The organism is Burkholderia sp. FERM BP-3421 (genome assembly GCF_028657905.1).
In the GTDB taxonomy this organism is placed as follows: Bacteria; Pseudomonadota; Gammaproteobacteria; order Burkholderiales; family Burkholderiaceae; genus Burkholderia.
This window is the reverse complement of the sequence record NZ_CP117781.1, coordinates 694,820-709,694: the sequence shown is the minus strand read 5'-3', so window position 1 is coordinate 709,694 and position 14,875 is coordinate 694,820. Positions and strand designations below refer to the sequence as shown.

The following is a 14,875-nucleotide window of genomic DNA, read 5'->3' as shown; positions in this document are numbered from 1 at the left end:
TGACACGCGTGACGGACATTCCGTCATCGCCTTGACATGTTGCGTACCTGCCGTCAGGAAGCCGAAGCGATGCGGCGGCAACGGCTTCAAGGCGATGCGCGCACGGCCGCCAGCGCCGCGGCGACCGCATCGAGCACCGCGCTCCAGTTTCCCGGCGCGGGCTGCCGGAACAGTCGCGCGCTCGGGTACCAGGGGCTGTCGTCACGATCGAGCAGCCAGCGCCAGTCCGGCGCGCTCGGCAACGGCACCCACGGCGGCGCGCCGAGCGCGCCCGCGAGATGCGCGACAGCGGTATCGACGCTCACGACCGGATCGAGCGAATCGATCAGCGCGGCGGTGTCGGCGAAGTCGTGCAGCTCGGCCGCCTGATCGCGCAACGGCGACGCGGCGAACACCTCGGCATCGCGCGCGGGGATGCGCGCCTGCAAGCTGATTCCATCTCTTTTATCTTTAAAATGCCAGAATATTAGCTATCTCGGTAGTTGGCCGAGGCCGGCGCGCATGCCCGGGCCATATTCGCGTACAGGCGCCGGCCGGCTACTCCATGCAGCCGTCCGAATCGCCGGGCTGCGCGGCAGCGCTCGCCATCCTCGGCCGCCCCCGGATGCACTTTCCATGCGATGCCGAGGCATTCGCATCACGCCCCAAAGCCGACCGGCGTCGGCGCGATGCCTGGCATGGGGTGGTTGGGCGTGACATGACGCAAGATGGACACCGCGCATCGACAACCCCGTCACGCATACGGCGCGCTCAAGACGCCTGCCCGGCGCCCATCGAGCCGCCACGGCAACCGCCATGCCGGGCGATATCGATTTGCGCCGCTCGCCATGCATCGCGTTCCGCCTCGCTCGAATGACCCGGCGCCTCTTCTCACTGCCCGAGCGGCACCGTGCGCACATAGCGCAGCGCACCGCGCCCGAGCGCGACCGACATTCGCAAGCCGCGCGGCAGGGGCATCTCGGTCGTCGCCGTGGTGCTGACCGCGTACTGCGCGAGATAACGCGCATAGGCGGCGTCGATGGCCTCCTGCTTCGCGGTCCAGCCGTCGGGCGGCAGCCAGACGGCGAGCGTCAACGCGCGTACGTCGGCGCCGACCACCACGCCCGGCAGTTTGTCGAGATTCGCGATGGCGTCCGCGAGCAGCTTCAGCGATGCGACGGGCGCCGACGCGCTGCGCGTCAGCGTGCGCCCTTGCAGCCGATAACGCACCACTTGCAGGCGCGTCATGCCGTCGTCCGCGCCGACGTGCCGCACGAGCACCAGTTCGTTCGGCCGCAGCCGCAGCGGCGCGCCGTTCATCTCGCCCGGCGTCGCGAGGTTCAGCAGATCGTATTGCAGTTGCCCGAAGCAGCGGCCGAACGCGCGCGTCTCGGCGAGGCTCGCGACCACGCCGTCGCGGCCGCGGATCGTCGCGTCGAGCCCGCGCCACGACAACACCGCGACCACCGCGAGCAGCGTGATCGCGACCAGCATCTCGATCAGCGTGAAGCCCGCCGTGCGCCGGCCGGCGCGCGCCGCGCGACGTTCAACGCGGCGCTTCATCGTGCACCTGGGTCGCGGCCGCCGCGAGCGCCGTGCCCCTCTTGCGCGACAGGAACACCTTGACCGACACGTCGCGCAGCAACGGCGACGCGGCCGCCGCGCCGACCGTCTGCCGGCACACGAAGCGATAGCGTCCCTGCGGACAATCGAACTCGGTCTGCCCGATGGGCGGCCAGGCGCGCGCGATCACGACTTCGCCCAGCGCGTTGTCCGCGCTCCACAGCGCAAGCTGCCGCACGCGCGCCGACTCGGTGCTCTCGGTCAGCGCGCCCACCGCGCGCAGCACCGCGCCCAGCGCGATCGCGACGATCGCGAGCGCCACCAGCACCTCGATCAGCGTGAAACCCGTATCCCCGTTCCGCACCCGCATCCATCCCCCGCCGCCCCGTTGCGTCCGGCGCGGCGTGTGCGGCCCGCGCCCGAAAGCGTCGAGGGTAGCGGCGCGCGGTGACGCCCCGGGGTCGGAATGTGCGTCATTCCCGCCGCGCGCACGACGCACATCGCCGTGTCACATCGCGCGGATCTGATGCCACGGTACGGCGTTTCCGTCATCGCCGCGCCGCGCGGCGCGGTTATGCTCGCGCACGCCCGCTGCTTCCCCCGGTACTGGACCGGTATCGCCATGAAAGAACGGCCGATGCTCGAGTACGCACTGCACCCGGTCGAGGATCGCCTGATCCACGTCGACGATCTCGCGCACGTCGGCGCCTTGCCGCGCCCGTGGGCGCGCTGCCCGCTGTGCCTGGGCCCCCTGTGCGTGGTGTCGCTGCGCGATCGCGCGCGCAGCCGTCGCTTCATGCATCTCGCGCGCGACCTCGCGGCCTGCCCGCTGGTGCGCGACGCGCTGCCGAATCCGCTCGCCATGCGCATCGGCCCGCCGCTCGATGCGCGCGGCCGGCAGCGGCGCGCGCATTTCCTGCTGCACTGGCCCGGTCACCTGCAAACGATCCGGCGCGTCGCGTCGAGCTTCGGCATCGCGCGCTTCATGCACGCGATCGAGCATGCGGACGTCCTCAAGCTATGGGCGTGGCCGACGCTCGCGCAGCGCGACATTCCCTACATCCTGCTGGTGCTGACGGAATTCATCGCGGCCGCGCCCAGCGGGCGGGCCGCGCTCTGGTCGCGCTTCTGGTTCAACGGCGCGGTGCGCGAGATCGACGATCTCAGCAAGCCGGCCGGCAAGCTGCCGCGCCTGTTCCGGCTGCGCTACCGGCCGCCGCGCCGCGCGGTGTTTCCGGGCGTGCGGCACCTGATCGATTGCGCGCCCGTGGAGATGGAGGATCCGGACGCGCCGACGGCGCCGGACGGGATGCCGCGCCAGGACGTCGCGGCCTTCGAAGCGTTCATGGCGCGCGCGTGGCGCCGCGCGGCCGAGTGAGTGAATGCCTGCGGGCCAAAGGCCGGCGCGGGCCCACGCGCCGGCCGCGGCATCAGGCGACGTGCACCGGCGCCGGCTCGTGCGCCCCGACGCCCGAGGTGTCGACACCCGACGTCCCGACGCCCGACATATCGACGCCCGGCCTGTCCGCACCCGCGATGCAGCGCGCGAGTTCGAGGTCCTTGAGCCGATTCGTCAGTTCGACCCACTGCTCGATCGACACCAGACACGCGATCGGCCGCTGATGCCGCATCACGACCAACGGATGGCCGCCGACGTCCCGCAACGCCTTCGACGGATTCTTGCTGAGATCACGAGTCGTGATCGCCGATACCCCCTGCATCGACCATTGTTCCATTCCAGCCCTCTCAAGCGGATGTGCATCGTAGGCCCGCGCGCGTGGAACCGGTTCTTGGCCGGCGCTCGACGCGGCCCGCGGGCGATCTGGGTGATCCGGCGCATCCGGCGCCGCGCCGAGACGCGGCCGCATGAGCGCCCGGGGCGGCATGCCGCCCGATGCTGGCGCGTGCGGTCCGGCATCGCCGGTGTGTGTAATGCACTGAAATGGTGTTGCAGGGAAATGGCAAGCCCGTGTCGAAATGTACTGTACAGACGAACCTGCTCCGGAATCCGTGCGGAACCGCCGGCGAAAAGCCGAGATTACGGAGCCGCGCGACACCGCGCATCCGCATCCCGACGACGCAATATCCTCCGGACTGATTTACTTCCTGAATAAATCATCGTTTCCAATACGTCGAATTGTTGACGAAAATCCCCAAACAAATCGCCTAATTCAAACAGCCGATTTCGTCAACCGGCATTTAATACAGTTGCCATCCATTAGACAAACATTTCAAATTCGACCCGCTTAACAATTGCTTTCAAATAAATTCATTTAAAAAACAAGGGAAATCATAAAATCCCGGCACGAGGTCGAGACGACGCCGATCCTGGCTACCCAAGGAATCACGGCACATTCATCTGGATCTCCCCATTGGCCGCAGCAATCCAACAGCAACCCTTTTCTTCAATTCAATTCGCTCGATTTACGAACTCAATAGTTTCACAAAACCGATTCCATTCTTTTTTCGTAAACCGAAATCAGAACAATTCAGCAAATCAGGCAATTAAAACGACGAATTCCGTTCGCCCCGTGCGGCAATGCCGAACACCTCGGAGTCGAAGCGCGAGACGCTGACGGCAGGCGGAATCGAACACGCGGATCTCGAATACAACCACGGAGAAGCACGAACATGCGTGAATACGTACTAGGTCACTCGCCGACGGAACTCAAACGGCTCGATTACCAGTCGGAAATGCTGCGCCCGATCACGCGGCGCTTGCTGGAGTCCGCGGGCATCCGGCCCGGCATGCGTGTCCTCGACATCGGATGCGGGACGGGCGGCGTGAGCCTGCTTGCCGCCGAACTGGTCGGTCCCACGGGTTCGGTGACGGCGATCGACCGCAGCGGAGCCGCCATCGAGACGGCCTCCGGGCATGCCGCCGAGGCCGGCCTGGACAATCTCCGCTTCGAGGTCTGCGCACTCGATCAACTCCAGGCGGCCCATGAATTCGACATCGTCGTCGGCCGCTATGTGCTGTCGCATCAGCCCGACGCCACGGCGTTCCTGCAGCTCGCCGCGCGTTTCGTCCGGCCGGGCGGCGCGCTCGGCTTTCACGAACCGGACCTCGTCCGGCAGACCGGGTCGAGCCCCAGCGTCGCGCTCTGGGACACGATCGTGCGCGAGGTGCTCGAACGTTGCCAGCACGGCAGCGCGACCTATGACGTGGCGCGACGCCTGGTGCAGGCATTCGCCGTCGCCGGGCTGCCGACGCCGACGATGTCCTATGAAATCCCGCTCGGCGGCGGTCCTGCGTCCCCGCTCTGCTCGTGGCTGGCGCAGTCGCTGCGCACGCTGTCGGGCGGCGCGCAGCACACCGAGCTCGCCAGCGGCGAAACCGTCGATCTCGATCAACTGAGCGCGGACCTGCAACGCGCCTTGCTCGACGCACAGGCCCAGGTCGAATTCCCGGGCCAGGTGTGCGCCTGGATCCGGCTGTAGCCGCCCCGCCCCGCCATCGAGGGATCGCGGGGCCATTCACCCGTCAACGCCGCAGACACACTCATCTGTCCTAGAGGGCGCTATCCATGCACGATCCATTCACCCAGGCAGGGAATGGCACGCAGTTCGACCCGACCGGGGGGCTGCCGCACCCCGCCGTCGATTCATCGCAGCACACCGCGCGCATCGCCGTCAGGCGCGCCGTCGCCGCCGACAGCGAGACGCTGGCCGGCCTGTTCCGCGACGCCTATGGCGTGACCACCCACCCGTGCCAGTCGGCCGGCTATATCGCGCAATCGATCACGCGGGCGAAGGGCCGCTGGTACGTCGCGGAGTCGGCCGGCATGGTCGGCTGCATCTGCTTCCTGCGCAACACGGTCAACCGGACCTGGGAACTCGGGCACGCTGTGATCGATCCGGCCTACCGGCGGCTCGGCGTGTTCTCCATGCTGCTGCGCACCGGGCTCGAACAGACGGAGATCCAGTCGGACGAAATGGTGTTCGCCGTCACGCGCTCGTTCGCCGCGTACCGCGCCTTGACGAAGGACGTCGCGAGCATCCTCGTCGGCCATGACGGCGGACCGAACTGGGTCGACTCCATCCGGGAATATCACGTGACGGCGATCGCCCAGCGGATCCCCGCGTATTTCCCGCACGTCGCGCCGCCCAACGAGGTATGGCGCCGCTCTCCGTTCATCCACGATCGCGTGTATGCGCCGCTGGGCCTCAAATGGCGCACCGGCCTCTATCCGTCTCTGCTGTTCTCCGGCGAGGGAACGCATGCCGGGCACGACTTCACCTACTGCAGGGACGATCACCTCGATGCGATCCAGCTATGCGGATACCGGGTATCGGGCGACGAAACGCAGACCGCCGACGCCTTGGCCCGCTTCATGACGCATCACGCGCAGTGCAGCTATGTCAGCGGCGACGTCCTCGCCCACAACGTCGTGCTGATCCAGGCGATGCTGAATCTGGGCTTCGGCATCACCGCTTACCTGCCGGCCTGGCACTGGCATCAGGGGCGTCGCTACGACTGCGTGCGGCTCGTCAGGCAGCGCTTCGACACCATCAACATGAACGGCTTCGATACGCAGATCGATGGATTCGATCTCGCATTCCAAAGGCTCGCGGAGGATCTGCTCGAAACCCGCGAACTCGAGTTCGAGCAGTAAGCCCGCCACGGCACGGGGCGCGACGCATCGCATGCATTGGGTGGGCATCGCGCCGCCCGGCGCCGGCCGAGGCGATCGCTCTTAAACGCTACATCGAGAAAGGACAACGAACATGACGAAGGAAGAATGGCTGGCGGTGCGCAAGCAATTGCCCGACGGCCCGCAGGGATACTGGACCGTCGGGCTCTGGCTGCTGGATATGTCGATCCTCGGCGGCGCATGGCTGCTGTGGACCCGCGGCAGCCTGCTCGCGCGCGTCTGCGCCGTGGTGCTGGCCGAGCTGTCCGTGATCCAGATCTACCTGATCCTGCACGAGGCGATCCATCGGTCGGTATGCCGGAACCGCTTCATCAACGAAGCCGTCGGCCACGCCAGCGGCTGGCTGATCGCGCTGCCGTTCCTGCCCAGGCGGCGCAATCACCTGGGCCACCATGCCTGGACGGCTCATCCGAAGCGCGATCCCGAGAACAAGGGGATGATCGAGAAATTCTCGGTGATGACGGAACAGCAGGCCAGGACGCTCGAATTCCTCTGGCGCCACTGGATTCCGATCATCGCGATCAACCACTTCGTCAATCATTGGCTGTGCGTGCTCAGGCCGCCCGCCGGCGACGCCGCGCGCAAGACGTCGAAGCAGGAGGCGCGGTTCGCCGTGCTCTATCTCGCCGGCTACGGCCTGCTCGCGTACTGCGCGGCGCATGCCGGCGTGTTCGCCGAATTCGCGGCGTTCGTCGCGATCCTGCTGGTCTTGCTGTGGCTCGCGGTCGAGTTGCTCAACCTGCCGCATCACGCCGAGATCCCGCTGCTCGCGAACGACGCCCAACGCCCGCCGCTCTGGGAACAGGACATCGTCTCGCACAGCTGCCGGTCCGTCCCGATCTGGTCCAAGTACATCATCCTCAGCTTCAACCTGCACATCGCGCATCACGCGTTTCCGTGGATCGCCTGGTATCAGTTGCCCAGGACGCAGCGCATCCTCGATGCGAAGAATCTCGATCCCGCGGCGAAGCAGATGGACGAGTGGGAGTTTTCGCTGACCAATCGACGCCGGCCCCTGCTTCAGCTCATGGGGCACTTCTTCGACAAGCGCGCGCCCTCGCGTCCTCAGGTATAGAGCGACGCTTCGGGCAATTCGCCCGTCAGCGCGTAGCGTCCGACGTCGCGCACGCGGTAGTCGAGCGGATCGTGCAGCGTATGCGTGCGCGCGTTGCGCCAGAAGCGGTCGAGCGCCAGCGGCGCGGCCGTCGCGCGCGCGCCGCACGCATCGAACAGCGCCTCGCCGAGCGCGAGCGCCGCGCGCTGCGCGACGATCTTCGCCTCCGACACCGCGAGCGCCGTTTCCGCGCGCGCGTCGGCGCTCAGCGCGTCGCCGGCCTCCCACGCACGCTGCAACGCGCCGGCCGCGCGCTCGGCCAGCGCCTCGGCGGCCACCGCCTGCACCCGCATCTCGCCGAAGCGCTGCAGCGTATAGGGATCGTCGCTCGCCTGCGCGACGCCCGCATGCACCCACGCGCGCCCATGTGCGCGCACGTAGTCGCGCGCCGCGTCGAGCGCGCCTTCGGCCAGACCCGCGAACAGGTTGGTCAGCACCAGTTGCGACACCAGCGTGCGCAGTGTCGCGCGCGGCGTCGGCGGCATCTCGGAACGATGCAGGACTTCGTCGGCCTCGACCCGCACCGCCTCGAACGACACGCTGCCGCTGTCGGTCTGGCGCTGGCCGATCGGATCCCAGTCGTCGTGCACGGTGATGCCGGCGCGCGCGGTCGGCACCACGGCGAACACCGGCTTGCCCGTCGCGGCATCGTGCGCGGACACCGTCATGCGCTGCGAGCCCCGCGTACCCGAGCAGAAACCCTTGACGCCGTCGAGCCGGTAGCCGCCGTCCGGCGTCGCCCGCGCCTGCAGGCGCGCATCGAGCGGATTCACCGCATTGCCCCACCACCAGCCATGCTCGACCGTGCCGCGCAAGTAGCGTTCGCGCTGCGCGGCATTGCCCCAGACCTCGACGCTGACCACCTGCAGGCACTGGAAACCGACCAGGTGCGCGAGCGCGCTGTCGACCCGGGCCAGCGCGCGGATCGTGCGGTAGATCTCGGGCCATGCGGCTTCCTGGCCGCCGAACGCGCGCGGCACCGCGAGCGTCAGCAGCCCGGCCGAGGCCAGCCAGTCCTTCTCGCGCGCGGCATGGCCGCCCGCGCGATCGCGTTCGGGCGCGCTCGCGCGCAACGCATCGAGCAGCGCCGCAAAAGTGCGCGGCGCGTCACCCGCGTCAGCCTCGCCCGCGAGCGGGGACGGCGTGTGCCGATCGTTCATGCGACGGCCTCCAGCGCGGCGCGCCCGGCCGTCAGCGCAACCAGCGGCCGCAGCGTCGCGCGGCCCGTCAGGCGTACGAGCATCTCGCGCCGCCACGCATCGTAGATCGCGCGATAGTGCGTGACGTCCGCGCCGAACACGGCCGCGACATGCGCGTATTCGTCATGCAAGTAAGTGTCGAGACGCTGCTGCTGCGCATCGTCCGCATCGAGCACCTGCTCGATCAAGGCGTCGCGCGCGCCGGCCGGCAATGCATCGCGGGTCGCCAGCCACCAGCCGACGATCTGCACGCGATGCCATTCCTCGTCGGGCTTGATGCGCGCCTCGCCGTACTCTCGCATCTCGGCGTCGCCGATGCGCGCGGTCTTGCGCTGGATCCACAGCTTCGCGAGGATGTGCAGTTCGTAGTGCCATTGGAACGCGAGGAAGCCCGGCACGTCGCGCAGCGCGAGATCACCGACGCGCGCCCAGTGCGCCCGCACCCGCCGCGCGATCTCGGGCAGCGGATCGCGGCCCGTCAATGCCTCGACGCGCGCGCGGGCCGCCGCCGCATGCGCGCCGTCGTCGCCGAGCTGGCGCGACAGGATCAGCTGGACATGCGGATCGTCGCGGAACAGCGTGTCGATCGCGCGCGCCGCCACCTGCACGATGAACAGGTCGTGCGACGCCATCCGCGTGTAATAGTCGGCGATCGCGGCCACTTCGGCCGCATCGCGCGGCGCGCGCGGCGCAATGGTGAGCTTTTCCGGGAACGCGGGCAGATGGCGTCGCGCCACCTGCACGAACAGGCGCTCCTCGAACGGCAGGCGCCATTCTTCGAGGGGGTCGAGCGGGGCAGTCGTCATGATTCAGGGATCCTTGCGGCGCGCGGCGCGCCGCGTTCAGGTTCTACGGGTCAGGCGGCGCGCGAGGCGATCGCCGCCGAACTGGACGGTCGTGACGAGCGCGATCAGGATCGCGATCACGGTCGCCATGACCGTGGTGTCGAAGCGCTGGTAGCCGTAGCGGATCGCGAGATCGCCGAGCCCGCCCGCGCCGACCGCGCCCGCCATCGCGGTCGAGCCGATCAGCGCGACCACGGTGATCGTGAAGCCGCCGAGCATGCCGGGCAGCGCCTCGGGCAGCAGCACGTGCCAGACGATGTGACGCCGCTCGGCGCCCATCGCCTGCGCGGCCTCGATCAGCCCGCGATCGACTTCGCGCAGGCTGACCTCGGCGATGCGCGCGAAGAACGGGATCGCCGCCGCCGACAGCGGCACGATCGCCGCCCATACCCCGATGGTGGTACCGATCAGCACGCGCGTGAGCGGCAGCAGCGCGACCAGCAGGATCACGAACGGCGTCGAGCGCAACGCATTGACGAGCGCGCCCAGCGGCGCGTTGAGCGCGCGGCGCGCATAGATGCCGCCGGGCGCGGTGGTGACCAGCACGAGCGCGAGCGGCACGCCGGCCAGCGCCGCCGCGCAGGCGGACACCGCGACCATCCACAGCGTGTCGCGGACCGCATCGACCAGCTCGGGCAGCCACAGCTCAAACATAGCCGAGCACCTCGACGCGGCCCGCGTGCCGGCGCGCGCCGTCGAGCAGCGCGGCGACCCGTTCGGGCGACGCCGCGCCGAGCGCCGCCGCGATCACGAGCCGCCCCTGCGCGCGCCCCTGGATCCGGTCGAGCCCGCCGTGCACGAAGCGCACCGCGGCGCCCGCCGCCGCGCCGAGCGCGCCGGCCAGCGCGCCGAGATCGGGCTCGTCGCCCTCCGCGCCCGTGTAGCGCACGTCGAGCAGCAGGTGCGCGTGCGCCGGCAGCGCGTCCGCCTGCGACCACGGCCGCACGCGCGCCGCGAGATCCGCGGGCAGGTCGTGCACGAGCGTGCGCAGCAGCGCGCGCGTCGCGCCGTGGCGCGGATCACCGAACACGCGCCATACCGGCCCCGTCTCGACCACCTCGCCCTGCTCGATCACGGCCACCGTGTCGCACACCGCGCGGATCACCTCCATCTCGTGCGTGATCAGCACGATCGTCAGGCCGAGCCGGCGATTGATGTCGGCGAGCAACGCGAGGATCGACTGCGTGGTTTCCGGATCGAGCGCCGAGGTCGCTTCGTCGCACAGCAGGATCTCGGGGTCGTGGACCAACGCGCGCGCGATCCCGACCCGCTGCTTCTGCCCGCCCGACAGGCTCGCCGGATACGCATCGCGCTTCGCCGCGAGGCCCACCAGTTCCAGCAGCGCCTCGACCTTGCGCGCGCGCTCCGCCTTCGGCACGCCGGCGATGCGCAGCGGCAGGCCGATGTTCTCGCCGACCGTCTTCGCGGACAGCAGGTTGAAATGCTGGAACACCATGCCGGTGCGGCGGCGCAGCGCGACCAGGCCGCGCTCGTCGAGCGCGCCGACTTCGGTGCCGCTCGCGCGCACCGCGCCCGAGGACGGCGTTTCGAGGCCGTTGATCAGGCGCAGCAGCGTCGATTTGCCCGCGCCGCTGCGGCCGATGATGCCGAATACCTCGCCGCGCGCGACATCGAGCGTCACGTCGCGCAGCGCGACGCTCGGCCCGCGCGGCCCCGCGAAGGTCTTGCCGACATGACGGAACGACACGGCGGCCTCGGCGGCCGCGCCCGTCGTCCGGCGCACGGCGTCCGCGCGCGTTGCCGCGCGCTCGATGAAGCCCGGTGAATCGAGCCATTGCGTCATCGCTGCTCCCTGTCGGTTCAAATCGGTTCGGCGACGCCGGCCGCCGCGCGCCAACGCGCGCCCGCATGCCGGCCGGGCAGGCGCGGACCCGCGCCGAACAGCTTGCCGCGCAGCGTCGGTTCCGGGTCGTAGTCTTCCTTGTAGCGGCCGCGGTCCTGCAGCTCGGGCACCACCCAGTCGACGAAATCCTCGAACGATTCCGGCATCACCGTGCGCGTCAGGTTGAAGCCGTCGATGCCGGTTTCGTCGATCCATGCCAGCAGTTCGTCCGCGACCTGCGACGGCGAGCCGACCACCGGGTGATAGCGGCCGCCCAGCGACATCTGTTCGAGGATGCGCCGCACCGTCCAGGTGCCCGACGTGCTCTTGCGCGAGATCGCGTCGACCGCCGACTGGATCGAATCGGTCTGCACATGCGAGATCGGCTCGTCCGGGCCGAAGCGCGAGAAATCGATGCCGGTGGAACTCGCGAAGTGCGCGAGGCCGGCCTCGGGGCTCGCGTAGCGCCGGTATTCGTCGAACTTCTCGCGCGCGAGCCGCTCCGTCGCGGCCGTCACGACCGTGATGCCCGCGAAGATCTTCAACGACTCCGGCGCGCGGCCGATGCGCGCGGCCGCCGCGCGCAGGTCCGCCGCCGCCGCGCGCACCGACGCCTTGCTCTGCCCGTTCACGAACACGCATTCCGCATGCTTCGCCGCGAACTCGACGCCGCGCGCCGAGGCGCCCGCCTGGTACAGCACCGGCGTGCGCTGCGGCGACGGCTCGCTCAGATGCATCGCGTCGATCGTGTAGTAGGGGCCGTCGTGCCGCACGCGCCGCACCTTGCCCGGTTGCGTGTAGATGCGCGCCTGGGCGTCGCGGATCACCGCGTCGTCGTCCCAGCTCTGCTCCCACAGCTTGTAGACGACCTCCATGTAGTCGTCCGCGCGCGCATAGCGGTCGTCGTGGCCGACCTGCCGCGCAAGGCCCATGCCGCGCGCGGCGCTGTCGAGATAGCCGGTCACGATGTTCCAGCCGACCCGGCCGCGGGTCAGGTGGTCGAGCGTCGACATGCGGCGCGCGAACAGATACGGCGGCTCGTAGGTCAGGTTCGCGGTGACGCCGAAGCCGAGATGGCGCGTGACCTGCGCCATCGCCGGCACGAGCAGCAGCGGATCGTTGACGGGCACCTGCACCGATTCGCGCAGCGCCGCATCCGGCCCGCCCTCGAACACGTCGTAGACGCCGACGATATCGGCCAGGAAGATCCCGTCGAACTTGCCGCGTTCGAGCGTGCGGGCGAGGTCCGCCCAGTAGTCGAGATCGGTGTAGTGCGCGGAGCGGTCGCGCGGGTGGGTCCACAGGCCGTGGTTGATATGGCCCACGCAGTTCATGTTGAAGGCGTTGAGGAGCATCCGCTTGCGGGTCATGGCCGGGGCTCCTTCACCACGCGACCGCGTACAGCGAACCGAACGCCTCGTCGAGCGCGTGACGCACGGCGGGCGAATGCTGGTAGATCGCGATGAATGCGCGGATGCGCGGATCGTTGACGCTGTCCGGGCGCACCACCCACTGCACCGCGAACTGCTTGTTTTCCGTGCCGTCGAACAGCAGCGCGCTGTTCGGATCGGTGGTGCCGGCCAATTTGATGAAGCTCGGATAGCCTTGCGCGAGATCGACGTCGTCGAGCGCGCGCGCAAGCTGCGACGCTTCGAGCAGGACGATCTTCAGGTGTTTCGGGTTCTCGACGATGTCGAGCCGGGTCGCGCGGAAATCCGCGCCGGGCTTCAGCCGGATCAGGCCCGCGCGTTGCAGCAGCAACAGCCCGCGCCCGCCGTTGACGGGATCGTTCGCGATCGCCACGGTCGCGCCGTCCTTCAGGTCCGCGAAGCGCTTCACCTTCTTCGAGTAGAGGCCGATCTTCATGATCGTGCCCGGTGCGATCGCGACGAAATCGTAGCCGCCCTGCTTCTTCGCGTTCTCCAGGAACGGGATGTGCTGGAAGTAGTTGACGTCGATGTCCTTGTTCGCGAGCGCCGCGTTCGGCGTGTTCCAGTCGGTAAACTCGATTATCTTCACGTCGAGGCCCCGCGCCTTCGCCTCCTTCGCGGCGATCCGCAGCGCGTCGATCTGCGGGCTGGTCGCGATGCCGACCTTGAGCGGCGCGGAATCCGCGTGCGCAGCGGACGCCGCGACGACGACGCCGGCGAGCGCCGTCGCGAATGCACGTGCGACGCGCCGGATGCGGGACGCGGAAAGGAGGCGATGCGGCATACGGGACACTCTCTTCAAGTTCAGGAAGGTGGACGAAATAGCGGAGGCGCGCGGCCGTGGCGCATGAAAGCGCCGGCTGCGGCGTCGGGTGGGAAGGAAGGGCTGGAATCGATGATAGAACCGGCCCGCGACGGCGGTCTACGAAGCGATTTCGCAAAGTAAATCGCGGCGGACGATATAGGGGGCGGTGCGAGGGGACGGAACGGGCGACGCGACGTCAGCGTCGCCCGCGACCTCGTACGCCAGCCTTGATCGGAAACGGTCGGCCGTCGTTCGCGCATGCGGCGGGGAGGGGCGCACGACGTCGACGATGGAACGAGGGACGAATCGCATCGGCTATTCGTCATAACTTAAAATTCCGATCGCTTGCGCATGCAACGTTTTCGTGGCGGACCGGCAGACGTCGAATACGACAACACTCCTAATTGTCCGGCCCTTCGAAAACTGTTATTGGTCTCGCACCGGGACAGCCGCGACGAGGCAAGACGGCATCCCGGGGATCAATTGATATTCGCGCGTTCAGCGCCCGCCAGCCATACGGGGGGTACCCATGAAGCAAGCACACCATGCAGACCGATTGCAGCGCACCCACGCTGCCGTGATCAACCCGTATGACGACCCCGCTTCCGCCGAGCCGCCCGTGCATCGCCTCACCCGACGATGGCGCGCGCGGCTCGCGACCTTCCTGGGCACGCTCGGCATCGCCTGGGCGGGGGCCGCGCACGCGGTCGACATCGTCGTTCCCGCGTATTTCTATCCGTCGGGCGCGGGGGCCGCGGCCTGGGCCGCGCTCACGACCACCGCGCCGGCGATCCCGCTCACCGCGATCCTCAATCCAGCGAGCGGACCGGGAACGGCCGTCGATCCCAACTACACGACGGTCGTCACGAACCTGCGCGCGGCAGGCGGCAAGGTGATCGCCTATGTGCATACGTCGTACGGCAAGCGCGCGCTGTCCGCCGTGACGAACGACATCAACACCTATCTGTCGTTCTATCCGGTCGACGGGTTCTTCATCGACGAGATGGCGAACGACAGCTCGGCCGCGCACGTGCAGTACTACCAATCGATCTACAACTACATCAAGGGGCTGTCGACCAGTTATCAGGTCGTGAACAATCCCGGCACCAACCTCCCGGAGGTCTACGCAAGCCTGCCGGTGGCGGACCGGTTCGTGGTGTTCGAGGATACGCAGGCGAACTACGCGGCGTATGCGCCCGCCGCGTGGCAGGCGAGCTATCCGGCGAGCCGGTTCATTCATATCGTGTACGGGACGTCGGCGCTGCAGATGGTGACCGACCTCGCGTTCGCGATCCTGCATGGGGCGGGCGGCGTGTTCGTGACCTCGCTGACCTTGCCGAATCCGTATGGCGGGCTGCCGTCGTATTGGTCGAGCGAGGTGTCGACGGCGAATCCGCCGCCGGCGGCGACGACGACGACGCGTAGGCACGGAAGGTAGGAGC

General features: G+C 68.6%; 15 protein-coding genes. 5 read left to right on the top strand and 10 right to left on the bottom strand.

Annotated features, from left to right (window positions below; translation table 11 throughout):
- Window positions 1-86: 86 nt before the first annotated feature.
- From Bsp3421_RS06295 to gspI, 3 genes are all read right to left on the bottom strand, one after another.
- Entirely contained in the window at window positions 87-428 is a 342-nt protein-coding gene (locus tag Bsp3421_RS06295) for a glycosyltransferase family 9 protein (RefSeq protein WP_443111476.1), read from the bottom strand.
- A 442-nt stretch (window positions 429-870) separates the two neighbouring features.
- Window positions 871-1,542 (bottom strand): PulJ/GspJ family protein, encoded by a 672-nt coding sequence (locus Bsp3421_RS06290; RefSeq protein ID WP_273997480.1) that lies wholly within the window; start codon window positions 1,540-1,542, stop codon window positions 871-873.
- Entirely contained in the window at window positions 1,526-1,912 is a 387-nt protein-coding gene (gene gspI, locus Bsp3421_RS06285) for a type II secretion system minor pseudopilin GspI (RefSeq protein ID WP_443111475.1), read from the bottom strand. The genes Bsp3421_RS06290 and gspI overlap by 17 nt, the downstream gene beginning before the upstream one ends.
- Before the next feature lie 267 nt (window positions 1,913-2,179).
- Between gspI and Bsp3421_RS06280 the strand changes: the two genes are divergently transcribed.
- Window positions 2,180-2,920, top strand: coding sequence for a hypothetical protein (locus Bsp3421_RS06280; protein WP_273998298.1), 741 nt, complete (start codon window positions 2,180-2,182; stop codon window positions 2,918-2,920).
- A gap of 52 nt (window positions 2,921-2,972) precedes the next feature.
- Here the strand turns inward: Bsp3421_RS06280 and Bsp3421_RS06275 are convergent, their stop codons facing one another.
- The gene (locus Bsp3421_RS06275; RefSeq protein WP_273997478.1) at window positions 2,973-3,278 is read right to left on the bottom strand and encodes a type II toxin-antitoxin system Phd/YefM family antitoxin; all 306 of its coding nucleotides are present in this window, start codon (window positions 3,276-3,278) and stop codon (window positions 2,973-2,975) included.
- Between the two features lie 895 nt (window positions 3,279-4,173).
- On the opposite strand from Bsp3421_RS06275, the gene Bsp3421_RS06270 reads away from it, so the two are divergent.
- The 3 genes from Bsp3421_RS06270 to Bsp3421_RS06260 all read left to right on the top strand — a co-directional run bounded on the left by Bsp3421_RS06270 (window position 4,174) and on the right by Bsp3421_RS06260 (window position 7,272).
- The gene (locus tag Bsp3421_RS06270) at window positions 4,174-4,983 is read left to right on the top strand and encodes a class I SAM-dependent methyltransferase (protein WP_273997477.1); all 810 of its coding nucleotides are present in this window, start codon (window positions 4,174-4,176) and stop codon (window positions 4,981-4,983) included.
- Window positions 4,984-5,069: 86 nt separating this feature from the next.
- Window positions 5,070-6,158, top strand: coding sequence for a GNAT family N-acetyltransferase (locus tag Bsp3421_RS06265; RefSeq protein ID WP_273997476.1), 1,089 nt, complete (start codon window positions 5,070-5,072; stop codon window positions 6,156-6,158).
- Between the two features lie 112 nt (window positions 6,159-6,270).
- The gene (locus Bsp3421_RS06260) at window positions 6,271-7,272 is read left to right on the top strand and encodes a fatty acid desaturase family protein (RefSeq protein WP_273997475.1); all 1,002 of its coding nucleotides are present in this window, start codon (window positions 6,271-6,273) and stop codon (window positions 7,270-7,272) included.
- Here Bsp3421_RS06260 and Bsp3421_RS06255 read toward each other — a convergent pair.
- From Bsp3421_RS06255 to Bsp3421_RS06230, 6 genes are read right to left on the bottom strand one after another with little or no spacing between them, the layout of a single operon-like run.
- On the bottom strand, window positions 7,263-8,471 hold the full coding sequence (locus tag Bsp3421_RS06255) for an acyl-CoA dehydrogenase family protein (protein ID WP_273997474.1): 1,209 nt from the start codon (window positions 8,469-8,471) through the stop codon (window positions 7,263-7,265). The genes Bsp3421_RS06260 and Bsp3421_RS06255 overlap by 10 nt on opposite strands.
- On the bottom strand, window positions 8,468-9,316 hold the full coding sequence (locus Bsp3421_RS06250) for a hypothetical protein (protein WP_273997472.1): 849 nt from the start codon (window positions 9,314-9,316) through the stop codon (window positions 8,468-8,470). Before Bsp3421_RS06250 ends, Bsp3421_RS06255 begins: the two co-directional genes overlap by 4 nt.
- A 36-nt stretch (window positions 9,317-9,352) precedes the next feature.
- Window positions 9,353-10,009 carry a methionine ABC transporter permease gene (locus Bsp3421_RS06245; protein WP_273997471.1) on the bottom strand — a complete coding sequence of 219 codons (657 nt, stop codon included), beginning with the start codon at window positions 10,007-10,009 and terminating at the stop codon, window positions 9,353-9,355.
- The gene (locus tag Bsp3421_RS06240; RefSeq protein ID WP_273997470.1) at window positions 10,002-11,159 is read right to left on the bottom strand and encodes a methionine ABC transporter ATP-binding protein; all 1,158 of its coding nucleotides are present in this window, start codon (window positions 11,157-11,159) and stop codon (window positions 10,002-10,004) included. The genes Bsp3421_RS06245 and Bsp3421_RS06240 overlap by 8 nt, the downstream gene beginning before the upstream one ends.
- 17 nt (window positions 11,160-11,176) lie before the next feature.
- Window positions 11,177-12,568 carry an LLM class flavin-dependent oxidoreductase gene (locus Bsp3421_RS06235; RefSeq protein ID WP_273997469.1) on the bottom strand — a complete coding sequence of 464 codons (1,392 nt, stop codon included), beginning with the start codon at window positions 12,566-12,568 and terminating at the stop codon, window positions 11,177-11,179.
- 13 nt (window positions 12,569-12,581) lie between these two features.
- Window positions 12,582-13,412, bottom strand: a complete 831-nt coding sequence (locus Bsp3421_RS06230; protein ID WP_273997468.1) for a MetQ/NlpA family ABC transporter substrate-binding protein — start codon at window positions 13,410-13,412, stop codon at window positions 12,582-12,584.
- Window positions 13,413-13,962: 550 nt separating this feature from the next.
- On the opposite strand from Bsp3421_RS06230, the gene Bsp3421_RS06225 reads away from it, so the two are divergent.
- On the top strand, window positions 13,963-14,871 hold the full coding sequence (locus Bsp3421_RS06225; RefSeq protein WP_273997467.1) for a spherulation-specific family 4 protein: 909 nt from the start codon (window positions 13,963-13,965) through the stop codon (window positions 14,869-14,871).
- The last annotated feature ends 4 nt before the right edge of the window (window positions 14,872-14,875 follow it).